The 24,292-nt window shown below is 74.6% G+C and carries 19 protein-coding genes; 11 read left to right on the forward strand and 8 right to left on the reverse strand.

All coding sequences use genetic code 11. The features are described from left to right. The first annotated feature begins 71 nt into the window (after positions 1 to 71). A complete protein-coding gene (locus tag AB0C87_RS28150; protein WP_360580334.1) occupies positions 72 to 2,267 on the forward strand; it encodes an acyl-CoA dehydrogenase in 2,196 nt (731 codons plus the stop codon). Positions 2,268 to 2,484: 217 nt separating this feature from the next. On the opposite strand, the gene AB0C87_RS28155 is transcribed toward AB0C87_RS28150, so the two are convergent. After that, positions 2,485 to 2,826 (reverse strand): hypothetical protein, encoded by a 342-nt coding sequence (locus AB0C87_RS28155; protein WP_345184273.1) that lies wholly within the window; start codon positions 2,824 to 2,826, stop codon positions 2,485 to 2,487. 128 nt (positions 2,827 to 2,954) lie between these two features. Here AB0C87_RS28155 and AB0C87_RS28160 point away from each other — a divergent pair, with 128 nt between their 5' ends. The 3 genes from AB0C87_RS28160 to AB0C87_RS28170 are packed head-to-tail and all read left to right on the forward strand — an operon-like array spanning position 2,955 to position 5,654. Beyond that, entirely contained in the window at positions 2,955 to 3,389 is a 435-nt protein-coding gene (locus AB0C87_RS28160; RefSeq protein ID WP_345184275.1) for a hypothetical protein, read from the forward strand. Next, the gene (locus tag AB0C87_RS28165; RefSeq protein ID WP_345184277.1) at positions 3,386 to 4,255 is read left to right on the forward strand and encodes a MoxR family ATPase; all 870 of its coding nucleotides are present in this window, start codon (positions 3,386 to 3,388) and stop codon (positions 4,253 to 4,255) included. Before AB0C87_RS28160 ends, AB0C87_RS28165 begins: the two co-directional genes overlap by 4 nt. A gap of 1 nt (position 4,256) precedes the next feature. Beyond that, a complete protein-coding gene (locus tag AB0C87_RS28170) occupies positions 4,257 to 5,654 on the forward strand; it encodes a VWA domain-containing protein (RefSeq protein WP_360580336.1) in 1,398 nt (465 codons plus the stop codon). 6 nt (positions 5,655 to 5,660) lie between these two features. Here the strand turns inward: AB0C87_RS28170 and AB0C87_RS28175 are convergent, their stop codons facing one another. Further along, positions 5,661 to 7,049 carry an MFS transporter gene (locus AB0C87_RS28175; RefSeq protein WP_360357654.1) on the reverse strand — a complete coding sequence of 463 codons (1,389 nt, stop codon included), beginning with the start codon at positions 7,047 to 7,049 and terminating at the stop codon, positions 5,661 to 5,663. Between the two features lie 91 nt (positions 7,050 to 7,140). On the opposite strand from AB0C87_RS28175, the gene AB0C87_RS28180 reads away from it, so the two are divergent. Together AB0C87_RS28180 and AB0C87_RS28185 are read left to right on the forward strand one after the other, a co-directional pair. After that, positions 7,141 to 7,635 (forward strand): helix-turn-helix domain-containing protein, encoded by a 495-nt coding sequence (locus AB0C87_RS28180; RefSeq protein ID WP_345184284.1) that lies wholly within the window; start codon positions 7,141 to 7,143, stop codon positions 7,633 to 7,635. Positions 7,636 to 7,709: 74 nt separating this feature from the next. Further along, the gene (locus tag AB0C87_RS28185) at positions 7,710 to 9,311 is read left to right on the forward strand and encodes an adenylate/guanylate cyclase domain-containing protein (RefSeq protein ID WP_353834413.1); all 1,602 of its coding nucleotides are present in this window, start codon (positions 7,710 to 7,712) and stop codon (positions 9,309 to 9,311) included. A 22-nt stretch (positions 9,312 to 9,333) separates the two neighbouring features. Here AB0C87_RS28185 and AB0C87_RS28190 read toward each other — a convergent pair whose 3' ends face one another. From AB0C87_RS28190 to AB0C87_RS28200, 3 genes are read right to left on the reverse strand one after another with little or no spacing between them, the layout of a single operon-like run. After that, entirely contained in the window at positions 9,334 to 10,077 is a 744-nt protein-coding gene (locus AB0C87_RS28190; protein ID WP_345184288.1) for a hypothetical protein, read from the reverse strand. 51 nt (positions 10,078 to 10,128) lie between these two features. Then, entirely contained in the window at positions 10,129 to 10,773 is a 645-nt protein-coding gene (locus AB0C87_RS28195; protein ID WP_345184291.1) for an MBL fold metallo-hydrolase, read from the reverse strand. Next, positions 10,773 to 11,858 carry an S-(hydroxymethyl)mycothiol dehydrogenase gene (locus AB0C87_RS28200; protein ID WP_353834415.1) on the reverse strand — a complete coding sequence of 362 codons (1,086 nt, stop codon included), beginning with the start codon at positions 11,856 to 11,858 and terminating at the stop codon, positions 10,773 to 10,775. Before AB0C87_RS28200 ends, AB0C87_RS28195 begins: the two co-directional genes overlap by 1 nt. Before the next feature lie 155 nt (positions 11,859 to 12,013). Here AB0C87_RS28200 and AB0C87_RS28205 point away from each other — a divergent pair, with 155 nt between their 5' ends. Continuing rightward, the gene (locus AB0C87_RS28205; RefSeq protein WP_360580340.1) at positions 12,014 to 13,285 is read left to right on the forward strand and encodes a hypothetical protein; all 1,272 of its coding nucleotides are present in this window, start codon (positions 12,014 to 12,016) and stop codon (positions 13,283 to 13,285) included. Here AB0C87_RS28205 and AB0C87_RS28210 read toward each other — a convergent pair. Both AB0C87_RS28210 and AB0C87_RS28215 read right to left on the reverse strand, forming a co-directional pair. Further along, the gene (locus AB0C87_RS28210; RefSeq protein WP_345184298.1) at positions 13,278 to 13,811 is read right to left on the reverse strand and encodes a GTPase domain-containing protein; all 534 of its coding nucleotides are present in this window, start codon (positions 13,809 to 13,811) and stop codon (positions 13,278 to 13,280) included. The two genes, AB0C87_RS28205 and AB0C87_RS28210, sit on opposite strands and share 8 nt — an antisense overlap. Before the next feature lie 142 nt (positions 13,812 to 13,953). After that, a complete protein-coding gene (locus AB0C87_RS28215) occupies positions 13,954 to 14,619 on the reverse strand; it encodes an MBL fold metallo-hydrolase (protein WP_360580342.1) in 666 nt (221 codons plus the stop codon). Positions 14,620 to 14,885: 266 nt separating this feature from the next. On the opposite strand from AB0C87_RS28215, the gene AB0C87_RS28220 reads away from it, so the two are divergent. Both AB0C87_RS28220 and AB0C87_RS28225 read left to right on the forward strand, forming a co-directional pair. Further along, positions 14,886 to 18,701 carry a tetratricopeptide repeat protein gene (locus tag AB0C87_RS28220; protein ID WP_360580344.1) on the forward strand — a complete coding sequence of 1,272 codons (3,816 nt, stop codon included), beginning with the start codon at positions 14,886 to 14,888 and terminating at the stop codon, positions 18,699 to 18,701. A 102-nt stretch (positions 18,702 to 18,803) separates the two neighbouring features. After that, positions 18,804 to 19,502, forward strand: coding sequence for a cyclic nucleotide-binding domain-containing protein (locus AB0C87_RS28225; protein ID WP_345184304.1), 699 nt, complete (start codon positions 18,804 to 18,806; stop codon positions 19,500 to 19,502). A gap of 13 nt (positions 19,503 to 19,515) precedes the next feature. Here AB0C87_RS28225 and AB0C87_RS28230 read toward each other — a convergent pair whose 3' ends face one another. Then, positions 19,516 to 20,280: a maleylpyruvate isomerase family mycothiol-dependent enzyme gene (locus AB0C87_RS28230; RefSeq protein WP_360580346.1), complete on the reverse strand. Its 765-nt coding sequence runs from the start codon at positions 20,278 to 20,280 to the stop codon at positions 19,516 to 19,518. 70 nt (positions 20,281 to 20,350) lie between these two features. On the opposite strand from AB0C87_RS28230, the gene AB0C87_RS28235 reads away from it, so the two are divergent. Next, entirely contained in the window at positions 20,351 to 21,142 is a 792-nt protein-coding gene (locus tag AB0C87_RS28235) for an MBL fold metallo-hydrolase (protein ID WP_360580347.1), read from the forward strand. Between the two features lie 272 nt (positions 21,143 to 21,414). After that, positions 21,415 to 24,252: an excinuclease ABC subunit UvrA gene (gene uvrA, locus AB0C87_RS28240; protein ID WP_353834422.1), complete on the forward strand. Its 2,838-nt coding sequence runs from the start codon at positions 21,415 to 21,417 to the stop codon at positions 24,250 to 24,252. The last annotated feature ends 40 nt before the right edge of the window (positions 24,253 to 24,292 follow it).

Below are 24,292 nucleotides of genomic sequence, written 5' to 3' on the forward strand. Positions count from 1 at the left end.
GGACCGCGTCCCCCCATCATCCGAATGCTGTTCTAGAATCTCGGTCAAAAGGGTCGAGAGAGGGTTGACGCATGGCCATCGGGCTGACCGAGGAGCATGAGGCGCTCGCCGATTCGGTGCGCGGCTTCGCCGAGCGCAACATTCCGGCGACGGCCGTCCGGGCCGCGCTGGACGCGGAGGAGGAGACGAGGCCCGGGTTCTGGCCGGCCCTCGCCGAGCAGGGCCTGCTGGGCCTGCACCTGGACGAGGAGCACGGCGGGCAGGGCTTCGGCCTGCTGGAGCTGTCGGTCGTGCTGGAGGAGCTGGGCCGCGCGGCCGCGCCCGGCCCGTTCCTGCCGACCGTGCTCGCCAGCACGGTCATCGACGCCTCCAGCAACGCCAAGCTGCGAGCGGACCTGCTCCCGGGCCTCGCCGACGGGTCGCGGACGGCCGCCGTCGCGCTGGACGGCGAGCTGACCGGCCGCCGCGAGGGCGACGCGCTCGTGGTGTCGGGGACGGCGGCCACGGTGCTCGGCGCCGCGCTCGCCGACGTGCTCGTGCTGCCCGTCGCCGTCGACGATGGCGAGCAGTGGGTCGCGCTGGACGCGGCCGACCTCGCCGTCACCCCGGTGCCGAGCCTGGACCGGGTCCGGCGCGTCGCCTCCGTCGAGGTCTCCGGCGCCTCCGTCGCCGCCGACCGCGTCCTGGACGGCCTCACCGCCGGCCGGGTCCGGGACCTGGCCGCCGCGCTGTTCGGCGCCGAGGCCGCGGGCCTGGCGGGGTGGCTGGTGACGACCGCCGCCGAGTACGCGAAGGTCCGCGAGCAGTTCGGCCGCCCGATCGGGCAGTTCCAGGGCGTCAAGCACAAGGCCGCCCGCAGCCTGATCGCCCTGGAGCAGGCCCGCGCCGCCGCCTGGGACGCCGCCCGCGCCCTGGACGAGGGCACGGAGGAGGCCGGGTTCGCCGCCGCCGTGGCAGCCGTCATCGCGGTGGACGCCGGGGTGCAGACCGCCCGCGACGCCATCCAGATCCTCGGCGGCATCGGCTTCACGTGGGAGCACGACGCCCACGTCTACCTGCGCCGCGCCCTGACGCTGCGGGCGCTGCTCGGCCCGTCCAAGGGCTGGGCCGCCAAGGTCGCCGCGCTCGCGCTGGACGGCGGGCGCCGCGAGGTCGTGCTGGAGCTGGACGAGGACGCCCAGCCGCTGCGCGAGCGGATCCGCGCCGAGATCGCCGAGCTGGCCGCGATCGAGGACAAGGACGCGCTGGCCGAGCGCCTCGGCGACGAGGGCTGGACCGTCCCGCACTTCCCCAGGCCGTGGGGGCGCGAGGCCGGGCCGGTCGAGCAGATCCTGATCCAGCAGGAGCTGCGGGCCGCCAAGGTCAAGACGCCGAATCTCGGGATCGGCGCCTGGCTGGTGCCCTCGCTCGTCCGCTACGGGACCGACGAGCAGAAGGAGCGGTTCCTGCGGCCGACGCTGCGCGGGAAGATCGTGTGGTGCCAGCTGTTCTCCGAGCCGGGCGCCGGCTCGGACCTGGCGTCCCTGTCGATGAAGGCCGAGCGGGTCGAGGGCGGCTGGAGGCTCACCGGCCAGAAGATCTGGACGTCGCTCGCCCAGCACGCCCAGTGGGGCTTCTGCATCGCCCGCACCGACCCCGCCGCGGCCAAGCACGACGGCATCACCTACTTCCTCGTCGACATGGCGTCCGAGGGCGTGGACGTCCGCCCGCTGCGGGAGCTGACCGGCGACGCTCTGTTCAACGAGGTCTTCCTGGACGGCGTCTTCGTCCCCGACGACCGGGTGGTGGGCGAGGTCAACCAGGGCTGGCAGGTCGCGCGCAACACCCTGTCCAACGAGCGGGTGTCGCTGTCGACCGGCGGCGGCCTCGGCATGGGCGTCCCCGAGCTGCTGCGGTTCTTCGCGAACCGGGAGCTGGACGCGGTCGCGGCCGCCGAGGTCGGCAGGCTCGTCGCCCAGGGCCAGTCGATCGACCTGCTCGGCCTGCGCACCACGCTCAAGCAGCTGAACGGCGTGGAGCCGGGCGCGGAGGCCAGCGTCCGCAAGCTGCTCGGCGTCCAGTTCAACCAGGACGTCGCCGACCACTGCTGGGCGGCGCAGGGCGCGGCCGCGGCCACCGAGGTCCCGATGGCCGAGAGCGGCATCGTGGGCCGCGCCATGCTGTTCAGCCGCGCGATGACGATCTACGGCGGCACCACCGAGGTGCAGCTCAACATCATCGGCGAACGCATCCTCGGCCTCCCCCGCGACCCCGAACCAGGCAAGTAACCCCACGACCACGACCCCCAGCCCCGGCCACGGGCAGGAACCTCAGCCCCCGGCCACGGGCAGGCGCGTGGAGCGAGCGCAGCGAGCGCAACGCGCCTGCCCGTCGAGCCGGGCGACCGGAGCGACACCGACCCACCCGCACGGGCACGACGAGCCGCACAGTGGCGTGAGGATCGCCCGGCTCGTGACGGGGGTTCCAGGGGGTCGCCCCCCTGGGTCAGCGCGGCCGGAAGGTGTAGGTGAAGTTGACGATGACGATGCCGGCCAGGGCGATGAGGAGGCCGGGAAGGCCCGCGTTGACGACGGCGATCGCGCTGAGCGGGATCGCGGCGAGCAGCGACAGCACCGCCATGGCCAGGCTGTGGTCGCGGTCGCCGTGCCGCGGCTCGGGCGCCGGGGCGCGGCGGCGGGAGCGCGGCGCGGCGGCGCGGGCGTCAAGGGTTTCCTCGATGCGGTCGACGACCGTCTCGATGAAGGCGTCGTCATAGTCGGGCCCCAGCTCGCGCCGGGCCGCCATGGCCGCCGTGAGGTCGTCGCGCGGCAGTCGTGGGGTCGTCATGACACCGTTATAGGCGGGCGGGGAGGGCTGCCGCGTCACTCCCCGGTGCCATGTGGCGGCTACCCCTCAGGTGTGAGCGGACGCGCAGGTAGGATTCCGCTCTTGTCCCAGGAAATCCGGAGGTCCCCGTGACAGTGCGGGCCCGTTCGACCGCCCTCGCCGCCTGCGCCGCCGCGGCCGGGCTGGCCCTCGCGGGATGCGGCGGCGGTGAGAAGCAGGCCGCGGACGCCGCGCCGTCCGCTCCGCCCACCACGCTGGCGCCGCTGCCGGCGGTGCGGGCCGCCGACGTCAAGCCGCTGGTGGGACGCTGGGTCGGCGCGGCCAAGGACTACTTCCAGTTCAAGGCCGACGGCAGCGGCGTGTGGGTGCGGGGCCGGCAGAAGCTGTGGAGCGGTTCGGCCATCCCCGAGGGCGGCGGCAGGTACCGCTTCTCGTGGAACGGCGGCGACCCGAAGACCGCGTCCTACTGGGGCGTCGCGCTCAGCGAGGACAAGGCGTCGCTCGTGTTCGCCGGGACCAACCAGACCTACAAGAAGGCCGCCGCGCGGAAGGGCAAGGAATGACCGACGCGATGTTCGCCTCACCCGCCGACGCCGGGCGCAGGCTCGCCGGCGTCCGCTACCTCGCCGACGACGAGATCGCCACGACGGTGTTCCTGGCGCAGGCGCTCGGCAAGCCGCTGCTGGTGGAGGGGCCGGCGGGGGTCGGCAAGACGGAGCTGGCGAAGGCGGTGGCGGCGGCGACCGGCGCGGAGCTGATCCGCCTGCAGTGCTACGAGGGCCTGGACGAGGCCCGCGCGCTCTACGAGTTCAACTACAAGAAGCAGCTCCTCGCGATCCAGGCCGCGCCCGCCGACCGGGCCTGGCAGGAGACCCACGACGACATCTTCTCCGAGGAGTTCCTGCTGGAGCGGCCGCTGCTGGCGGCGATCCGCCGCAGCGACCCGACGGTCCTGCTCATCGACGAGGCGGACAAGGCCGACGTCGAGGTCGAGGGCATGCTGCTGGAGGTGCTGTCGGACTTCCAGGTGACGATCCCCGAGCTCGGGACGGTGGCGGCGGTCCGCCGCCCGTTCGTGCTGATCACCTCGAACGCGGCGCGGGAGCTGTCGGAGGCGCTCAAGCGCCGCTGCCTCTACCTGCACCTGGACTATCCGGCGCCCGACCGGGAGCGCGACATCGTCCTCGCGCAGGTGCCGGGCATCGAGGCGGAGCTGGCCGAGCAGCTCGTCCGCACCGTCGGCACGCTGCGCGACCTGGAGATCAAGAAGGCGCCGTCGATCGCGGAGACCGTCGACTGGGCCCGCACCCTGCTGGCCCTCGGCCTGGACGACCTGGACGAGGCCGCCGTGGGCCGCACCCTCGGCGTCGTCCTCAAGCACGCCTCCGACCAGGAGCGCGCCGCCAAGGAACTCGGGTTGAGCGGCTGACATGGCCTCACTCGTCGACCGGCACACCGGGTTCGTCGCGGAGCTGCGGCGGGCCGGGCTGCCGGTGTCGGTCGCCGAGGGGCTGGACGCGGTGCGCGCCGTGCGGGCCGTCGACCTGCTCGACCGGGAGTCGCTGCGCGCCGCGTACGCCGCGACGGTCGTCAAGCGGCCCCAGCACCGCGCGACGTTCGACACGCTCTTCGACCTGTGGTTCCCGGCGGCCGTCGGGGACGGCGCGGGAGCGGCGCCCGACCCCGAGCGCCCGGCGAGGACGGTCGACGACGACGGCAGGCCCGTCCCCGCGGCGCTCGACCCGCGGGTGCAGCGGCGCAGGGAGGAGCTCGCCGACCTGCTCCTGTCCGGGGACGACGCCGGGTTGCGCCGGTTCGCCCGGCTGGCCGTCGCCGAGTACGGCCGGACGCCCGGGCAGGAGTCGTGGTTCTCCTCCGGCGTGATGAGCGCGCTGTCGCCGGAGACCCTGATGGCGCGGCTGCTGGAGTCGGTCCTGGCCGGGCGGGAGCGCGGCGGCATGGCCGAGCGCGTCGCGCGCCGGACGTTCCGCGACCGCATCTCCCGGTTCTCCGGCCTCGTCGCGGGCGAGGTGCGGCGCCGCATCGCCGAGGACACCGGGGTCGAGCGGACCGCCCGCATCGCCGTGCGCCCCCCGCTGGAACGGCTCGACTTCGCCGGCGCGACCCGCGCCGAGATGGAGGCGCTGCGCCGCGAGGTCTACCCGCTGGCGCGCAGGCTGGCGACCCGGCTCGTCCAGAAGCAGCGGCACGGGCGGCGGGGCCGGCTCGACTTCCGCCGGACGGTCCGCGCGTCCCTGTCCAGCGGGGGAGTGCCGCTCACCACCCACCACCGGCCGCGGCGCCCGCACCGGCCCGAGCTGGTGGTGCTGTGCGACGCCAGCGACTCGGTGTCGGCGTTCGCGCACTTCACGCTGCTGCTGACGTTCGCGCTGCGGGAGCAGTTCACCAAGGTCCGCGCGTTCGCCTTCATCGACGCCACCGACGAGATCACCAAGTACTTCGCGCCGGGCGCGGACGTCACCGGCGCGATGACCCGCCTCGCCGCCGAGGCCGACCTCGTGTGGATCACGGGCCGGTCCAACTACGGCCACGCCTTCAAGGTGTTCGACGACAAGTACCGCGACGCCGTCACCCCGAGGACGTCCCTGCTGATCCTCGGCGACGCCCGGTCCAACTACGGGGAGCTGTCCCTGCCGATCGTGCGGTCGATGGCGGACCGGGCCCGGCACGCGTACTGGCTCAACCCGGAGCCGCGCTCCCAGTGGGACACCGGCGACTCGGCCGCGTCCCGCTACGGCGAGCTGGTCCCGATGTACGAGTGCCGGAACCTGACCCAGCTGGCCGCCTTCGTCGAGGAGCTCGCCTAGCCGGGTTCAGGAGGCCCGGTCGCGGATGACCAGGGCGAGGACGGCGTAGGCGAGCGCGGCGACGGCCGAGACGACCATCGCGACGTTCGTGCCGTGCGCCAGCGAGGCCGCGTCGTGCCCGAACCCCGTCGCGACGGCCCCGACGATCGCCACGCCCAGCGACGCCCCGATGTAGCGGGCGGTGTTGTTGGCGCCCGCCCCCATGCTGGCGCGGTCGGCGGGGACGCTCTCCACGGCGAGCCGGGCGAGCATCGCGTTGGTCAGGCCGCTCGCGACGCCGGCGGCGGCGAGGCCCGGCACGAGCCGCCACCAGTGCGCGTCCGGGGCCAGGGCCGCCAGCGCGAGCTCGCTGACGCCGGCGAGCGCGAACCCGGCGGCGAGCAGGCGCCGGACGGGCAGCCGCGCCGGGAGGCGGTGGGCCTGCAGGGCGACGACGAACGACAGCCCGGACCAGATCGCCAGCACCAGCGCCGCCGCGATCGCGGACAGGCCCATCACCAGGCTCATCATCGTCGCCAGGTAGGTCATGACCCCGATCACGGCGAGCCCGGTGACGAGCGCCCCCGTCACCGACAGCAGGAACGCCGGCCGCCGGAACAGGGCGAGCTCGACCATCGGCTCCCGCCGCCGCGACTCGACGAGGACGAACGCGGACAGCAGGACGGCCGCGGCGGCGAACAGCGCGAGGACGCCCGGGGACGTCCAGCCGGTGCGGCCCCAGGTGATCGCGGCCACCAGCGCCGCCACGCCGAGGCTCATCGTGGCCAGTCCCGGCACGTCCACGCCGCGTGGACGCTCGGCCCGCGACTCGGTGAGCGCGCGGGAGGCCGCCGCGGCGAGCGCCGCGGACGCGGCCACCGTGGCCCAGTACCACAGCCGCCAGCCGCCGGCGGAGGTCAGCCCGGCCGCGGCGATGGGGCCGAGCGCGATGCCGAGGCCGACCATCGCGCCCCACAGGCCGGTGGCCCGCGCCCGCCGGGGACCCGGCGGGAACGAGGCGCCGACGATGCCGAGTCCGGTCACCAGCAGGGCGGCGCTGGCCGCGCCCTGCGCGACGCGGCCCGCGATGAACACCGCGGCGTTGGGCGCGAGCGCGCACGCGACGCTGGAGACGGCGAGCGCCACCGCGCCGATCACGAACACGCGCCTGCGCCCGTGGTCGTCGGCGAGGCTGCCCGCGGCCAGCAGCGCCGCCGCGAGGCCGAGGCTGATCGAGCTCATCAGCCAGATCTGCGCGGTCGCCCCGGCGTGAAGCCCGCGGGCGGTGTCGGCCAGCGTCGCCGCGGGGGCGCAGTAGTTCATCAGGGCCAGGAGGGTGGCGGCGGCCGGCAGCGTCAGCGCGGCGGCGGTGCCGGGCGCGCTGCGCGCGGCGCGGGGGGTCGCCAGGGTCGTCATGCGGTCTCCAAGTTCATTGAACGAACTGAATGGGGTGACGGTAGCACGGCAGAGTTCAATCAATGAACCCCCGGGTGGGTACTGTGGTGGCATGGCACTCGGCAAGGACTACGCGGCGCAGGACTGCTCGCTGGCCCGCGCTCTGGAGGTCGTCGGGGAGCGCTGGACGCTGCTGATCGTCCGGGACGCCTTCTACGGCGTCCGCCGCTTCAGCGACTTCCTCGTCCACCTGGACATCCCCCGCGCCGTGCTGTCGGCGCGGCTGCAGTCGCTGGTCGACGCCGGCGTCCTCGTCAAGGACGGCCACGACTACGTGCTGACGGAGATGGGCAAGGAGCTGTGGCCCGTCGTCCACACCCTCGCCCGCTGGGCGGAGGACCACCTGTCCGCCGAGCCGTGCCGCGTCTTCGTCCACCTCGCCTGCGGGACCGAGATCGGCCCGGACGGGGGGTGCGCCGCGTGCGGGCGGCACGTCGCCCCGGACGAGCTGGAGATCCACGCCGGGCCCGGCGTCCGCCGCCGCACCGACCCGGTCAGCATGCTCCTGCGCAACCCGCACCGGCTGCTGGAGCCGATCCGCACCTGAGTGAGCGATCCCTCGCCGAGGTCGCTCGCCGGCGGTGGGGTCTGTGGGGATTCGACCAGATAATCTCCTCGCTCATGAACACCGAAAGGGCCGAGACCGCCCCCCGCGCCCGGTTCCGGCCGGGCAGCGTGCTCGGCCCCCTGTGGCGGCTGATCGACGGCGGCCCGGACGACACCCGGGCCCAGATCGCCCACCGGGCCAGGGTCCTGGTGCGGATCTCCACCGCGCTGGCGAACCTCGGCGGCGCCCTGGTCGTGCTCGCGTTCGCCGTCGTCGTCCCCGACCCCGTCGGCGAGGTGTCCGAGCGGATCCGGCTCGTCAACCTGGTCGTCTTCACCCTCTACGTCACCGCCGCGGTGCCGGTCGGCCTCATCCTCGGCGAACGGTTCTTCCGCCGCGTCCGGCGCATGGTCGAACGGCACGACGAACCCGACCGGCACGAGCGCTCCCTGCTGCTGTACGGGCCGCTGCGGCTGATGGCCCTGCACCTGACGCTGTGGGGGATCGGGACGGTCGGCTGGGTCGTCATCAACGCCCCCTTCTCGGGCCTGCTCGCCGTCAAGCTGGGCCTGACGAGCCTGCTCGGCGGCCTCACCACCTGCACGGTCGTCTACCTGCTGACGGAGCGGCTGCTGCGGCGCGCGGTGACGACCGCGCTGCGCAGCGAGATGCCGCGCCGGACCGGGCTGCCCGGCGTCGTCGCCCGTTCCGTGCTGGCCTGGGGCCTCGGCACCGCCGTCCCGATCCTCGGGCTGATGACCCTCGCGATCGGGTCCTTCGTCATCGCCAGGATCACCGTGCGGGAGTTCGCCGTCGCCGTCCTCGCGCTCGGCGGCATCGCGCTGGTCGTCGGGCTCGGCGTCACCTACGGCGCCGCCCGCGCCATCGCCGACCCCGTCGAGTCGGTGCGGCTCGGCCTCGCCCGGATCGAGCGCGGCGACCTGGACGTCGAGGTCCCCGTCTACGACGCCAGCGAGGTCGGGCTGCTGCAGGCCGGGTTCAACCACATGGCGGCCGGGCTGCGCGAGCACGAGCGGCTGCGGGACCTGTTCGGCCGCCAGGTCGGCGCGGACGCCGCGCGCGTCGCGGTGGAGCGCGGCATCGACCTCGGCGGCGAGCTGCGCGAGGTCGCGGTGATCTTCGTGGACATCATCGGCTCCACGCGGCTCGCGGCCGACCGGCCGCCCGCCGAGGTCGTCCGGCTGCTGAACGACTTCTTCGCCGTGGTCGTCGAGGTGATCGGCGCGCACGGCGGCTGGATCAACAAGTTCGAGGGCGACGCCGCGCTGGCCATCTTCGGGGCGCCGCTCGCGCTGGACGGCGCGCCCGTCCGCGCGCTCGCCGCGTCCCGCGAGCTGGCCCGCCGGCTGCGCGAGGACGTCCCGGCGCTGAGCGCCGCCGTGGGCGTCTCGGCGGGCGAGGCCGTCGCCGGGCACATCGGCGCCGAGGAGCGGTTCGAGTACACCGTGATCGGCGACCCGGTGAACGAGGCGGCCCGCCTCACCGACATGGCCAAGACCACCCGCGAGCGCGTGCTGGCGGCGGGCTCCCTCCTCGCCGGGGCGGGACCGGACGAGGCGGCGCACTGGTCGCTCGGCGACGAGGTCACCCTGCGGGGCCGGACGCAGCCGACCCGCCTCGCCTCACCGCGCCCGGTCGAGCGCGTCCCGTCCTAGCCGCCGCCGCGTCCGGGACGTCCTAGGACCCCACGAGCGTGGCGCCGCTCAGCGTCGTGTAGAACGGCGACCCGGCCAGCCGCGAGCCCTTCTCCTCGCCGATGTAGACGTCGGCGTGGTTCTGGCCGCCGTATCCGGGGCGGAACAGGTCGGTGACCGTCCAGCGGGCCTTCCGGAACGCCGCGCACACCTCGTCCTCGACGGCGCGGCCGCCGCCGTCCTCACCGCAGTCGAGGATCGCGAACCGCCGTCCCCGCGCCAGCACGGACCTGTCGGCCGCCGCCGACGCCCACGCCCGTAGCGGGCGCCCCCGCGAGTCGCGGGTGGTGTCGTCCAGCCAGAAGCCGACGCTGTGCGACCAGTTCAGGTACCGGCCCCGCTCGGGCCCCTCGGTGACGCGCCCGCTGCCCTCGGTCTGGACGACCTTGAGGAAGTCCTTCGGATAGGAGCCGAGCGGGGTCTTCCCGCGCGAGCAGTGGAAGCGGGCGCAGCCGCGCACCGCTTTCCGCTCGCCGTCGTACAGGCTTTCCAGCGCCGTGTAGTACGTGGTGATGCGCCACCCCGCGACCCGCCCGAGCGGCACGGGCTCGCCGGTCGCGGGGACGCCGGCCGGGGGAGGAGGGCTCGCCGGAGGCGCGGAGGCCGACACGGGCGGCGCGGTCGGCGGCGGCACGGCCGGCGCCGGCACGTCCGCGCCGCGCGCGCTCTGGCCGCAGCCCGCGACCGCCCCGCACAGCAGGAGCGCCAGCGGTGCCCTGCGCCGCATCGCACCCTCCCGGCCGTGGACGGCTGTCCGCCACCGGGGACACTATCCCGGTCAGTGGCCGCGGGCTATCCATTCCTCGAGATGCGGGGCCTCCGCGCCGACGGTGGTGGAGTCGCCGTGCCCGGTGCGGACGGTCGTCTCCGGCGGGAGCGTCAGCAGCCGCTCCCGGATCGAGGCGATGATCGTCGGGAAGTCGGAGAACGACCGGCCCGTCGCGCCGGGGCCGCCGCTGAACAGGGTGTCGCCGGAGAACACCGTCGCCAGGTCGGGCGCGTGGAGGCACACCGCGCCGGGGCTGTGGCCGGGCGTGTGCAGGACCGTCAGGCCGGTGCCCGCGACCGTGACGACCTGCCCGTCGGACAGCTCCCCGTCGGGCGAGGCGTCCGGGTGCCGCTGCTTCCACAGCATCAGGTCGTCCGGGTGCAGCAGGACGGGCGCGCCCGTGCGGGCCCGCAGGGCGGGCGCCGCGTCGATGTGGTCGTCGTGCCCGTGCGTGCACACGATCGCCACCAGCCGGCGGTCGCCGAGCGCCGCCGCGATGGCCTCGGCGTCGTGCGCGGCGTCGATGACGATCGCCTCGCTGTCGTCGCCGACGATCCAGACGTTGTTGTCGACGTCCCACGTCCCGCCGTCCAGCGAGAACGTCCCGGACGTGACGAGGCGGTCGACGCGCAGTTCCCCGGATCCGCGGGCCATCAGAGCACCACCACCGAGCGCAGCACGTCGCCGCGGTGCATCTTCTCGAACGCGGCCTCGACGCCGTCCAGCGGGATCGTCTCGGAGACGAACGCGTCGAGGTCCAGGCGGCCCTGCAGGTAGAGGTCGATGAGCATGGGGAAGTCGCGGGACGGCAGGCAGTCGCCGTACCAGGACGACTTCAGCGACCCGCCGCGCCCGAACACCTCCAGCAGCGGCAGCTCCAGCCTCATCTCCGGGGTCGGCACGCCGACCAGCACCACCGTCCCGGCGAGGTCGCGGGCGTTGAAGGCCTGCTCGTAGGTCTCGGGGCGGCCGACCGCGTCGATGACGACGTCCGCGCCGAACCCGCCGGTCAGCTCCCGCACCGTCGCGACGACGTCCTTCTCCGCGCCGTTCACGGTGTGCGTGGCCCCGAGGGAGGACGCGGTGGCGAGCTTGCGCTCGTCCAGGTCCACGGCGATGATCCGGGCGGCCCCGGCCAGCCGGGCGCCGAGCACGGCCGCCGCGCCGACGCCGCCGCAGCCGATGACCGCGACCGAGTCGCCGCGCCCGACCCCGCCGGTGTTGATCGCCGCGCCGAGCCCCGCCATCACCCCGCACCCGAGCAGCCCGGCGGCCTCGGGCCGCGCCGCGGGGTCGACCTTGGTGCACTGCCCGGCCGCGACGAGGGTCTTGTCGGCGAACGCGCCGATGCCGAGCGCGGGCGACAGCTCCGTCCCGTCCTGGAGGGTCATCTTCTGGGCGGCGTTGTGGGTGTCGAAGCAGTACCAAGGGCGTCCGCGCTTGCAGGCGCGGCACTGCCCGCACACCGCGCGCCAGTTGAGGATCACGAAGTCGCCGGGCGCCACCTCGGTCACCCCCTCGCCCACCGACTCGACGACCCCGGCGGCCTCGTGGCCGAGCAGGAACGGGAACTCGTCGTTGATCCCGCCCTCGCGGTAGTGCAGGTCGGTGTGGCAGACCCCGCACGCCTGGACGTCGACGACCGCCTCGCCGGGCCCCGGGTCCGGGACGACGATCGTCTCGATCCGCACCGGCTGACCCTTGCCGGGTGCGACGACCCCGCGTACCTGCTGCGCCATACTGCCGCCTCTCGTCGTCTCGACCTCCCCCGACCCTACCCACGCCCCCGCCCGCCCTCCTCCCCATCCGGCCGGGGGACCCTCTCAGGTAGCGGGCACGAGATCACCTGCGGGGGCGACGCGGACCCGGGCGGCCGGGCGCGATGCTCGCCGCCATGACAAGCACCCTCACCCGCCTCACCGCCGGGACGCTCGCCGCCGCCGCGATCACGGCCGCCGGCGTCTCCGCCGCGTCCGCCGGGGTGTTCGAGCGCCCGACCGCCGAGCACCGGGCGGCGCCCGTCGCCCAGCCGAACGCCGCACGAGGCCGTCTGGTCTCCGCCACCCACCTCGCCGCCATGTCGGCCGACCAGGTCCGGGCCTGGCTCGCGTCCGAGGACTTCGACACCGCGTCCGTCCGCCACGGCGTCGACACCTACCGGCTCGTCTACCGGACGGTCGACGCCCGGGGCCGCGCGACGACCGCCAGCGGCCTGGTCGTGCTGCCGCGCAGCCGCGACCGCCGCCTCGCGACGGTCTCGTACACGCACGGCACCATGAGCTACAAGCCCGACGCCCCCTCGACGGCGGACGACGTCTGGGGGCCCGGAGCGGCCGTCACCTACGCCGCGGCCGGGTTCGCGGCGGTCGCGCCCGACTACCTCGGCCTGGGGCTCGGACCCGGAGTCCATCCGTGGAAGGACGTGCCGTCCGAGACGAGCGCGTCCCTCGACATGCTCCGCGCGGCGCGTCACTTCACCCCGCGGGCGGGGCGCGTCCTCGACGGCCGGGTCTTCGTCACCGGCTTCTCGCAGGGCGCCTCGTCCGCGCTCGGCCTCGCCCGGGCGCTGCAGGGCGGCGCCGACCCGCACTTCCGCCTGCGCGCGGTGGCCCCGATCAGCGGCGCCTACGACTTCCGGGGCGCGGAACTGCCCGCCCTGCTGCGCGGGGACATCGCTCCTAAGATGGCGGTCGCGTACACGTCGTACCTGCTCACCTCCTGGAACCGCGTCCACGGAGGCATCTACGAGGACCCCTCGGAGCTGTTCCGCGAGCCCTATGCCGCACGCGTCGAGAAGTACTTCGACGGCACGACGCCCGGGCGCGTCATGCTCGACGGCCTCCCGGACACGCTGGGCGCACTCCTCACCCCGCGCGGCCTCGCGCTGCTGCGCCACCCCTCCGGATCGTTCGCCGAGGCCCTGCGCGTGGACGCGGAGGTCTGCACGGCCTGGACCCCGCGCGTCCCGGTCCGCCTCTACGCGATGGCCGGGGACGAGCAGGCGGTCACCGCCAACACCGACCACTGCGCGGCGCGGTTCCGGGACCGCGGCGCCGCCGTGCCCGTCGTCGAGGTGGGCGACCGGCTCTACGGCGGCTCCCGCCACCTCGGCTCCAACCTCGCGGGCACCGCCCGGATCGTGCGCTGGTTCGGCGAGCTCAGCTGAAGTGGATGGCCTGCAGCTTGTCGGCGGCGTCGCGGTCGAGGACGGTGACGCCGGCCGCGGGCGGCAGGGGGGCGCCGCTGCGGGCTCGGGCGATCAGGGGGCGCCAGCGGCGGCAGTGGCGCGTCCAGAGGGCGGCGGCGACGACGCGGCCGCGCGCGTACTGGCCGGCGCGGGCGGTCTCCGGCGCGACGTCGATGAGGATCAGGTGCAGCCGCCCGCCGCGGCGGCGCGCCAGCCAGGCGAAGCCGTGCAGGATGTGCGGCCAGGTGCCGCGCGTGTGGGCGACGACGCCGTGCCCGGCGACGATCGCGCGGCCGATGCGCCAGACGTGGGTGCTCTGGACGATCGGGGTCCGCAGCCGGACGGGCAGCGGCCCGAGGAACCGCGCCCACCAGTTGCGCGACTGGCGCGAGTCGATCACCCGGACGTCCCCGGCGCGCACCGGGGCCGTCTCGTCGCCGCGCAGCCCGTACAGGCGGTTGAGCAGCGTGCTCTTACCGGAGCCGGGCAGGCCGGCGACGAGCACCAGCGAACCCGCCGGGTAGCGCAGCGCGGGTCCTGGATCCGCCTCGTGAGGTGGGGGGATGGTCGACTCCTGGTCTCGGGCCGGGAAGTGTGTTGGGGCAAACGAACGTCCCCCGCCACTTGTTCCGGCCGGGCCGCGAGCGTCACCAGCCGCGGGCGCGCCACTCCGGGAGCGAGGGGCGCTCCCGGCCGAGCGTCGAGTCCTTGCCGTGCCCCGGATAGAACCAGGTGGCGTCGGGGAGGCGGTCGAAGACGCGCTCCTCCACGTCCGCGAGCAGCTGCCGGAAGCGCGTCGGGTCGCCCCAGGTGTTGCCGACGCCGCCGGGGAACAGGCTGTCGCCGGTGAACAGGTGCGGGCGGTCGGCCAGCTCGCCGCCCGCGTCGTAGAGGAGCGCGATCGAGCCGGGCGTGTGGCCGCGCAGGTGGATGACGTCGAGGGACGCCTGCCCGACCGCGACGGTGTCGCCGTGCTCCACCGGCTCGGCGACCGGCTCGGGGAGGGGCCCGGCGTCGCGCGGATGGGCGACGACCGGCGCGCCGGTGGCCCGCGCCACCTCGCTCAGCGCCATCCAGTGGTCCTCGTGCCGGTGCGTGGTGACGATCCGCGCGAGGGGGCCGTCGCCGATCAGCTCCAGCAGCCGGGGCGCCTCGTTGGCCGCGTCGATCAGCAGCTGCTCGCCGGTCGCGGTGCACCGCAGCAGGTAGGCGTTGTTGTCGTACGGGCCGACCGCCACCTTCGTCACCCGCAGCCCGGGCAGCTCCCGGACGTCCGGACGCCCGCCCGCCTCGGCGTTACCGGTGTAGGTCATGCGTCCTCCCCGTCGTTCGTTCGAAGACCATCTTCCATCATCGGCTCCCGCGATCACCCGCGCTCGGGGTGCGCGCCTGGAATGAGTCACCAGACGCAGCCGAACCGTGCGCCGCCGGACGGACTTTCCCGCCTTCTCCCCGCACCATGGGAACCGGAAGATCAGGTCCGACCCCGGAAGGGCGGTGAGGCGGTGACGACCGCGTTCCGTCCCGCGCGGCAGCGCGGGACGCCGCCGGGGGCGCGCCGCGGCGGGAGGGCGACCGGATGATCGGCGACGGGCCGGGCGTCCGGCCGGGCAGCTTCTGGGAGCGGCTGGCCCCCACCGACCGGCAGGCCCTGCGCGCCATGGGACGGCGCGCCGACATCCCGCCTGGCGGCATGCTGTGCCACCAGGGGACGGTCGCGCCGGCCGTCTACGTGGTGTTCAAGGCGTCGCCGCGGGCCGCGAGCAACGCGGTCGCCAAGGAGTTCGTGGACTCCAGCGACGGCGACGAGTCGATCATCGACCTGTTCGGGGCGGGCGACCTGGTCGGAGTCCTCGGCCCGTGGGGGCATCCGCAGCGCGCCACGGTCGCCGCGCTGGACCACGTCACGGCGCTGCGCGTGGACCGCGGCAAGTTCCGCAGCCTGCTGGCGGCGAGCCCGCAGGTCGCCGAGGCGATGATGCACGCCGTCTCCGAGAGCGTCACCTACGGCGGCCGCCGGCACGCCGTGCGGGCCGCGGACCACCCGCAGCGGCTCGCCTACCACCTGCTGGAGCTGGCGCACCGGTTCGGCGAGCCCGCCCCCGGCCAGGGCACGCGGATCCCCCTGCGGCTCAGCCAGGCGGAGCTGGCCAACTGGGCGGGGATCTCCCGCGAGACGCTGGTGCGCTGGTTCCGGACGTGGCGGGCCAAGGGCATCCTCGACCGGCGGGCCCGCCCGCTGACCGTCCTCGACGTCGAACGGCTCCGCCGCGCCGCGAGCCCCTGGGGCGACGACTGGCCGGCCGCCGAGCCCGAGCGGGCGCCCGAGCGGGCCCGGGAGCCGGACGACGGCGCCGGGATCGCGGCGCGCGAACCGGTGCGCCTGGCGGCGCCGGCCCGGCCGCCCGCCGTCCGCCTCCCCGCCGACGACCCCTACTTCGCCGGACGCGCGGTCAGCCTCGGCAAGCTCGACCTGCTGGTCGGCCAGTCGGTGTGGCCGCGCGCCGTCGTGGTCCAGGGCATGGCGGGCGTCGGCAAGACCACGCTGGCGCTCCACTGGGCGCACCGGGTCCTCGACCGCTTCCCCGACGGCGTCCTGTTCGCCGACCTGCGCGGCACGTCCCGCAGCCCCGTCACCCCGGCGGAGGCGATGGGGCAGGTGCTGCGCGCGGCGGGCGTGCCCGGCGACCAGGTCCCGAGGACGGAGGCGGAGCTGGCGGCGCAGTGCCGGTCCCTGCTCGGCGACCGGCGGATGCTGCTGATCCTGGACAACGCCGCCCGGCCCGAGCAGATCAGGCCGCTGCTGGCGGCGATGGCCTCGGGGCTGGTGGTCGTGACGAGCCGGCGGCGGCTGCCGGCCCTGCTCGAAGGCGCCGACGTCCGGACCCTGGAACTGCGGGAGATGGCGACGCAGGAGGCCGTGGACCTCATCTCCAACGTCCTCGGCGCGGGCGACCCCCGCCTCAGGGAGGAGGACAAGGCGGTCGAGCGGCTCGCCCGCGAATGCGGCCACCTGCCGCTCGCGCTCGGCGTCATGGCCGGGCGGCTCGCCGAGAACCCCGGCGAGTCGATCGCCGGGACCGTCCGGGAACTGGCGGCCCGGGACGTCCGGGACGCCGCGCCGTACGGGCCGGGCCTCGCGGGGGCGGGCCTGGGCGACGGCGCGGCGCCCGGAACGTCCGGGACGGCGCTGCTGGCCGTCCTCAGCCCGACGTTCGACGTCGCCTACCGGAGCCTGCGCCGCGGGCAGCGCGAGGCGTTCCGCAGGCTCGGCCTGGTCGCCGGCCCCGACTTCACGCCCACCGCCCTCGCCGCCCTGCTGGACGGCACGGTCGGCGACGCGCGCGAATGCCTGGAGGGCCTGCGCCAGGCCTACCTGGTGCACGACGTGGGGCCCGACCGCTACCGGATGCACGACCTGCTGCGCGACTTCGCCCGCGAACGGGGGCTGCGCGAGGACTCCGACGGCGAGCTCCAGGCGGCGCAGCGGCGGCTCCTGGCCGGCTACCTCGCCGAGGCGCGCCGCGCGGGCCACGCCATGGCGGCGCGGTCCCGTCCCCGGACGCATCCGGGGGAGGCGCACGGGCGTCCGTCCACCGCCGCGGAGCGCGCGGCCGGACTCGCCTGGTTCGAGGCCGAGCGCCGCAACCTGGTCGCCGCGGTGCACCAGGCCGCCCGGCTCGGCCTGCACCGCACGTGCTGGGAGCTCGCCGACGCGCTGTTCGACTTCCAGGAGTTCCGCCGCTACAGCGAGGACAGCATCGCCGTCCACCAGGTGGGCCTGCACGCCGCCCGCACCGAGGAGGACTGGGCGGCTGCCGCCGTCATGCTCCACAACCTGGCGATGGCGCACTTCGAGCTGGGCGACTCCGTCCAGGCCATCGGCTATGGCGAGGACGCGCGGCGCGGGTTCCGGGCCGCCGACCCGCCCGACCGCTACGGGCAGGCCGCCACCCTGGCCACCCTGGCCGACGTCCACGTGGCGCTGGGCCGCTACCTGACGGCGATCGACCACGCCCGGCGCTCCCTCGCCGTCCACGGGGAACTGCGAGACGACGCGGGAACGGCCAAGGGCCACGACATCCTGGCCCGGGCGCACCTGGGCCTCGGCGACTACGAGACGGCTCTGGACCACGCCGCCAGGGCGCTCGACGTCCGCCGCCGGACCCACGACCAACCCGGCGTGGCGGAGACCCTGCTCACCGTGGCCCAGGTCCACCGCCGCCAAGGCAACGTCCACGGCGCGGTCTCGCACGCTCTGGAAGCGCTCGCCATCCGCCAGGAACTCGCCGACATGCACGGCGCCGCGCAGGCGCTGACCGAGCTCGCGCGGATGAACGCCGCGCTCGGCCTGCGCGACCTGGCGCAGCAGGACGCCGAGCAGGCGCTGCGCACCTACCGCGCCCTCGGCGCCCGCCACGGGGAGGCGCGCGCGCTGGCCACGCTCGGCATGCTCATGTGCGAGGCGACGCGGTTCGCCGAGGCGTTCACCTACTGCGGGCAGGCGCTGCGGCTGCACCGCGAGACCAGCGACCGGCACGGCGAGGCCGAGGCGCTCGCGCAGATCGGGATCGTCCACTGGCGCCTCGGACGGTACCGCGAGGCGCGCGAGCACCTCCTGCGCGCCCTGGAGATCCGGCGCGAGATCGGCGACCAGCACGGCGAGGCCAACGACCTGGAGCACCTGTCGGTGGTGATGCGGCGCCTCGGCCGCCACCAGGAGGCGTTCGTCCTCGGCCTGGAGGCCCTGGACCTGTGGCACCGGCTCGGCGCGCGGGGCGGCATGGCCGGGACGCTCGGCAGCCTGGCCCGCACCTACGCGCGGCTCGGCCTGCCCGAGGAGGCCGAGCGCGCCGCCCGGCAGGCGCTCGGCATCCGCGAGTCGGGCGGCGACTGGTACGGCCTCGGCGTCGGCATGGACACCCTCGCCGCCGTGCTGCGCCGCGCCGGCCGCCCCGAGGAGGCCCTGGAGCGGGAGCTGGAGGCCCTGCGCATCCTCGGCGAGGTCGGCGACCGGCACAGCGAGGCCGTCGGCCTCGGCCACCTCGCCGCCATCCACCTCGACCTCGGCCGCGCCGGCGACGCCCTCGCCACCGGGCGGCGCGCCCTCGACCTCGCCGCCGAGCTCGGCGCCACCCGCGAGCAGGCCCACGCCCTGCACAGCATGGCCCGCGCGTCCCAGCTGACCGGCGAGCACGACCGCGCGGTGGAGCACGTCACCGCCGAGATCGCCATCCGCCGCGAGACCGACGACCAGCGGGGGCTGCGGCGGGCGCTGGAACTGCTGCGCGACTCCCGCCTGGCCCTCGGCGACCACGCGGCAGCCGCGGACTGCGCCCGCCGCGTCCGCGCCCTGGACGGCCTGCTCGCCCCGGAAAGACCGCCCGAGATGTGACCGGCGACCTGGTCGGCCGGCCCCGGGGCGCGTTCACTGGACCGCGAGCAAGCGATCATGAAGCCGGGGCCCGGCCGGATCCGGGTCCGGTGAGGAGGCGAGATGCAGACCCCCCGGTTCTGGGACGCGCTGACCCCCCGCGCCCAGGAGGCCCTGCGGCGGGCGGGCGCGCCGGTGGTGATCAGGCCCGGCGCGTTCCTGACGCGCGAGCACACCCGCGCGGCCCAGGTCTTCGTCCTGCGGTCCGGGGCGGTGAAGGTCTGGGTCGACCGGGACGGCGAGACCGCCATCCTCGACGTCCTCGGCCCCGGCGACCTGGTGGGGGAGCTGGAGGCGGTGGACGGCGGGGTCCGGCACGCCAACGCCGAGGCGCTGACGCGGGTCGAGGCCATCGTGCTGCCCGCCGCGCGCTTCCGCGGCGTCCTGGACGCCCAGCCCGGCTCGGTGTGGGCGGTCGCCGCCGTCCTCGCCGAACGGCTCCGCGACGCCAACGAGCTGCGCGTCGCGCACTTCCCCGACGACCCCGAGCGCCGCCTCGCCGGCCGCCTCCTGCGCCTGGCGGCGCGGTTCGGCTCCCCGGTCAAGCGGGAGCGCCCGGACGGCGTGATCGAGGAGGGCGTCGTCGTCCAGGTCCCGGTCACCCAGCAGGACCTCGGCCGCTGGGCCGGGATGGGCCGCCGCAAGGTCGCGCAGATCCTCGCGGCCGAGCCCGTGCGCGGCCGCGTGACCGTCGCCCGGAGCGCGATCGCCGTCCGTTCCGCGGACGCCCTGCACCGGCTCGCGGGCGACGACCTCCCCTAGTCCCCCGGCCCGCTCAGAAGCCCGCTTCCTCACGGAACCGGGAGGGCTCGTACGGCCAGGGCGGCGGCACGGGCAGCGGACCGTCCGGGCGGAGGTGCACGCCCGCGCCGTCGGACCGTCCGCTCAGCCAGCCCAGCAGCGCCCGCCCGGAGCCGGACGCCTCCGGGCCGCCGGGCGTCCAGCCGAGGTCGGCGGTCTCGCCGGAGTCGGTCGCGGTGATCCGCAGCCCGGCCGGCTCCCCGAGGAGCCGGTCCGGCAGCGCCGCCAGGTCCGCAAGCGTGGCCGCCGCGGACCAGCGGACGTAGGGCTCCGGCCAGTCGGCCGGGCCGTACCCGGCGGCCAGGTCGGCGTGGTGGGCCTCCACCTCGTTCCAGCGGCGGAACACCGTGTACCAGGCGGGATGGGGCCAGCCCGCCATCGCCCGCACCGGAGCCTCCGCCGCGCTCGAAGGCAGCGACCGGGCCTGCTCGGAGAACCGCGCCTGCGTCGCCCGGACGTCGGCGACCAGCTCGTCGCGGGAGCGGCCGGCGCCCGCGACGATGTCGGCGTCGCGCCGCTCCAGGCTCGGGTACTGCGGGACCTCCGTCCCCGTGCGCGCCCCTTCGAGCAGGTTCCACAGGGAGTCGGCGTTGCGTGCGATGTGTGCCGCCACGTGCCCGCGGCTCCACCCCGGCAGCCCCGACCCGCCCCGCAGGTCGCCGGGGGACAGCCCCTCCAGCGTGGCGGCGATCCGCTCCACGCCCGCGTCCAGCTCGTCGATCACGTCGCGCCAGTCCATGACCCCTCCTCGGCGAAAAGGACCCTCCATCCTGTCGCACGGGCCCGGCCCGCGCCAGACAATGGTGATCATGGAGTTTCCGATCTGCGTCACCTGCGGCGTCCAGTACGCCGGGCCCCGCCCCGACTGCCCGATCTGCGAGGACGAGCGGCAGTACGTCGGCTGGGAGGGCCAGCGGTGGACGACCCTGGAGGAACTGCGCGCCGGCCACCGCGGCCGCGTCGCCGAGGAGGGCCCGGGCGTCGTCGGGATCGGCGCCGAGCCGTCCATCGCCATCGGCCAGCGCGCCCTCCTCCTGCGCGCCCCGTCCGGCAACGTCCTGTGGGACATGGTCACCCTCATCGACGACGAGCTGGTCCGCCGGGTGAACGACCTCGGCGGCGTGTCCGCGATCGCGATCAGCCATCCGCACTACTACGGCACCATGATCGAGTGGGCGCGGGCGTTCGACGCGCCCGTGTACGTCCACGAGGCCGACCGCCGCTGGGTGGCCCGCCCGGACGACGCGGTCGCCTTCTGGTCGGGCGACACCCTCGAACTGGCCGACGGCCTCACGCTGATCAACGCGGGCGTCCACTTCGCGGGCGGCCAGGTCCTGCACTGGCGCGACGCCCGCGCCCTCTTCTCGGGCGACATCGTGCAGGTCGTCAACGACCGCGACTGGGTGAGCTTCATGTACTCCTACCCGAACTACATCCCCGAGCGCCCCCGCACGGTCCGCCGCGCCCTGCGCCTCCTGGAGCCCTACGACTTCGACCGCGTCTACGGCGCCTGGTGGAAGAAGATCGTCTACAGCGGCGGGAAGGAGGCCGTCCGCCGCTCCGCCGAGCGCTACCTCTCCCACGCCCTCGACGACGAGTGACCGCGGTCCCGCCGCGACCGCGCGCGAAGCGCGTTCCGGGTGGTCGGAAGGGGGCGCCGCGCCCTGACGGCGTTCCGGTGGCGGGCGGCGTTCGAACACGTGTACGGTGCGATGGTGCCGTCCCGACCGCTCGGACCGGCCGGGTAGCGTCATGAAATGCAGCGGCGAGCGCCGCTGTTGAGAAGCCGGGGGAGCCTGTCGCTCCCCGTGGCTAGCCTTGATACCGAGCCGTATACGCAGATCGCCGCGCCCAGAAGAGGAACCGGAAGAACGTGCATGACCGACTCATCGTGCGTGGAGCACGCGAGCACAACCTGAAGGACGTCTCGCTCGACCTCCCGCGGGACTCCATGATCGTGTTCACCGGTCTGTCGGGTTCCGGGAAGTCCAGCCTGGCCTTCGACACGATCTTCGCCGAGGGGCAGCGCCGGTACGTCGAGTCGCTGTCGGCCTACGCCCGGCAGTTCCTCGGGCAGATGGACAAGCCCGACGTCGACTTCATCGAGGGGCTCTCCCCGGCGGTCTCGATCGACCAGAAGTCCACCAGCAAGAACCCCCGGTCCACGGTCGGGACGATCACCGAGGTGTACGACTACCTGCGGCTGCTCTACGCCCGGATCGGGCACCCGCACTGCCCCGAGTGCGGCCGGCCGATCAGCCGGCAGGCGCCGCAGCAGATCGTCGACCGGGTGCTGGAACTGGAGCAGGGCGCCCGGTTCCAGGTGCTGGCGCCGGTGATCCGCGGCCGCAAGGGCGAGTACCTGGAGCTGTTCCGCGAACTCCAGTCCAAGGGCTACTCGCGGGCGCTGGTCGACGGGCAGATGATCCGCCTGGACGAGCCGCCCCAGCTCAAGAAGCAGGAGAAGCACGACATCTCCGTCGTGGTCGACCGGCTCTCGGTGAAGGACTCCGCCCGGCAGCGGCTCGCCGACTCGGTCGAGACGGCGCTCGGCCTGGCGGGCGGCACGATCGTCCTCGACTTCGTCGACCTGCCCGAGGACGACGAGCACCGCACCCGGATGTACTCCGAGCACCTCTACTGCCCCTACGACGACCTGTCGTTCGAGGAGCTGGAGCCGCGCTCGTTCTCGTTCAACTCGCCGTACGGCGCCTGCCCCGACTGCACCGGCCTCGGGACGCGCATGGAGGTCGACGCCGAGCTCGTCGTCCCCGACGGGGAGCTCTCGCTCGGCGAGGGCGCGATCCAGCCGTGGTCGGGCGGGCACGTCAGCGACTACTTCCTGCGGCTGCTGTCGGCGCTGGGCGACGCGATGGGCTTCGACCTGAACACGCCGTGGGACCGGCTGCCCGCCAAGGCGCGCAAGGCGATCCTCAACGGGCACGAGACGCAGGTCCACGTCCGTTACAAGAACCGCTACGGCCGCACGAGGTCGTACTACACGGCCTACGAGGGCGTCGTCCCCTACATCCAGCGGCGCCACGCCGAGTCCGAGAGCGACTCCAGCCGGGAACGGTTCGAGGGCTACATGCGCGAGATCCCGTGCCCGACGTGCGAGGGCGCCCGGCTGAAGCCGGTCGTGCTGGCCGTCACCATGGGCGGGATGTCGATCGCCGAGGTCGCCGCGATGCCGATCGGCGAGGCCGCGAAGTTCCTGCTCGCGCTCGAACTGAACGAGCGCGAGACGCACATCGCCGAACGCGTCCTCAAGGAGATCAACGCCCGGCTCGGCTTCCTGCTGGACGTCGGCCTCGACTACCTGACCCTCGACCGGGCGTCCGCCACGCTCGCCGGCGGGGAGGCCCAGCGCATCCGGCTGGCGACGCAGATCGGCTCCGGCCTGGTCGGCGTCCTGTACGTCCTGGACGAGCCGTCGATCGGCCTGCACCAGCGCGACAACCACCGGCTGCTGGAGACGCTGCTCCGGCTGCGCGACATGGGCAACACCCTGATCGTCGTCGAGCACGACGAGGACACCATCGCCGCCGCCGACTGGATCGTCGACATCGGCCCGCGCGCGGGCGAGCACGGCGGCGAGATCGTCGTCTCCGGCACGGTCGAGGACCTGAAGAAGTCCGAGCGCTCCCTCACCGGCGCCTACCTGGACGGCCGCCGCGAGATCGCCGTCCCGCAGATCCGGCGGCCCCGCACCCGGGGCCGCGAGGTCACCGTCAAGGGCGCGCAGCAGAACAACCTGCGCGACGTCGACGTCGCGTTCCCGCTCGGCGTCCTCACCGCGGTCACCGGTGTGTCGGGGTCCGGCAAGTCGACGCTGGTCAACGACATCCTCTACAACTCGCTGGCGAAGAAGCTGAACGGCGCGAAGACCGTCCCCGGCAAGCACAAGCGCGTCAACGGCGTCGACCAGCTCGACAAGGTCGTGCACGTCGACCAGTCGCCGATCGGCCGCACCCCGCGGTCCAACCCGGCGACCTACACCGGCGTGTTCGACCACATCCGCAAGCTGTTCGCGCAGACCACCGAGGCGAAGGTGCGCGGCTACCAGCCCGGCCGGTTCTCCTTCAACGTCAAGGGCGGCCGCTGCGAGAACTGCTCCGGCGACGGCACCATCAAGATCGAGATGAACTTCCTGCCGGACGTCTACGTCCCGTGCGAGGTCTGCCACGGCGCCCGCTACAACCGGGAGACCCTGGAGGTCCACTACAAGGGCAAGACGATCTCCGAGGTGCTCGACATGCCGATCGAGCAGGCCACGGAGTTCTTCGAGCCGATCACGGCGATCCACCGGCACCTGAAGACGCTGAACGACGTCGGCCTCGGCTACGTCCGGCTCGGCCAGCCCGCCCCGACCCTGTCGGGCGGCGAGGCGCAGCGCGTCAAGCTGGCCTCCGAGCTGCAGAAGCGCTCCACCGGCCGCACCATCTACGTGCTCGACGAGCCGACCACCGGCCTGCACTTCGAGGACATCCGCAAGCTCCTCGGCGTGCTGAACGGCCTGGTCGACAAGGGCAACACGGTCCTGGTCATCGAGCACAACCTCGACGTCATCAAGACCGCCGACTGGATCATCGACATGGGCCCCGAGGGCGGCTCGCGGGGCGGCACGGTCGTCGCGACCGGCACCCCCGAGGAGGTCGCCGAGGTCGAGGCCAGCCACACCGGCCAGTTCCTCAAGAAGCTCCTCGCCTGAGGTCCCGGAGGCGGGCCGGTGCGGGACGGGTGAGGCCGTC

It is taken from the genome of Actinomadura sp. NPDC048021 (genome assembly GCF_040653135.1).
Classification (GTDB): Bacteria; Actinomycetota; Actinomycetes; order Streptosporangiales; family Streptosporangiaceae; genus Spirillospora; species Spirillospora verrucosospora.

Bases quoted from the DNA above. Each gene is read 5' to 3' on its own strand.
- AB0C87_RS28150 (WP_360580334.1), top strand. From the start codon at position 72: ATGGCCATCGGGCTGACCGAGGAGCATGAGGCGCTCGCCGATTCGGTG.
- AB0C87_RS28155 (WP_345184273.1), bottom strand. From the start codon at position 2,826: ATGACGACCCCACGACTGCCGCGCGACGACCTCACGGCGGCCATGGCG.
- AB0C87_RS28165 (WP_345184277.1), top strand. From the start codon at position 3,386: ATGACCGACGCGATGTTCGCCTCACCCGCCGACGCCGGGCGCAGGCTC.
- AB0C87_RS28170 (WP_360580336.1), top strand. From the start codon at position 4,257: ATGGCCTCACTCGTCGACCGGCACACCGGGTTCGTCGCGGAGCTGCGG.
- AB0C87_RS28175 (WP_360357654.1), bottom strand. From the start codon at position 7,049: ATGACGACCCTGGCGACCCCCCGCGCCGCGCGCAGCGCGCCCGGCACC.
- AB0C87_RS28180 (WP_345184284.1), top strand. From the start codon at position 7,141: ATGGCACTCGGCAAGGACTACGCGGCGCAGGACTGCTCGCTGGCCCGC.
- AB0C87_RS28185 (WP_353834413.1), top strand. From the start codon at position 7,710: ATGAACACCGAAAGGGCCGAGACCGCCCCCCGCGCCCGGTTCCGGCCG.
- AB0C87_RS28190 (WP_345184288.1), bottom strand. From the start codon at position 10,077: ATGCGGCGCAGGGCACCGCTGGCGCTCCTGCTGTGCGGGGCGGTCGCG.
- AB0C87_RS28195 (WP_345184291.1), bottom strand. From the start codon at position 10,773: ATGGCCCGCGGATCCGGGGAACTGCGCGTCGACCGCCTCGTCACGTCC.
- AB0C87_RS28200 (WP_353834415.1), bottom strand. From the start codon at position 11,858: ATGGCGCAGCAGGTACGCGGGGTCGTCGCACCCGGCAAGGGTCAGCCG.
- AB0C87_RS28205 (WP_360580340.1), top strand. From the start codon at position 12,014: ATGACAAGCACCCTCACCCGCCTCACCGCCGGGACGCTCGCCGCCGCC.
- AB0C87_RS28215 (WP_360580342.1), bottom strand. From the start codon at position 14,619: ATGACCTACACCGGTAACGCCGAGGCGGGCGGGCGTCCGGACGTCCGG.
- AB0C87_RS28220 (WP_360580344.1), top strand. From the start codon at position 14,886: ATGATCGGCGACGGGCCGGGCGTCCGGCCGGGCAGCTTCTGGGAGCGG.
- AB0C87_RS28225 (WP_345184304.1), top strand. From the start codon at position 18,804: ATGCAGACCCCCCGGTTCTGGGACGCGCTGACCCCCCGCGCCCAGGAG.
- AB0C87_RS28230 (WP_360580346.1), bottom strand. From the start codon at position 20,280: ATGGACTGGCGCGACGTGATCGACGAGCTGGACGCGGGCGTGGAGCGG.
- AB0C87_RS28235 (WP_360580347.1), top strand. From the start codon at position 20,351: ATGGAGTTTCCGATCTGCGTCACCTGCGGCGTCCAGTACGCCGGGCCC.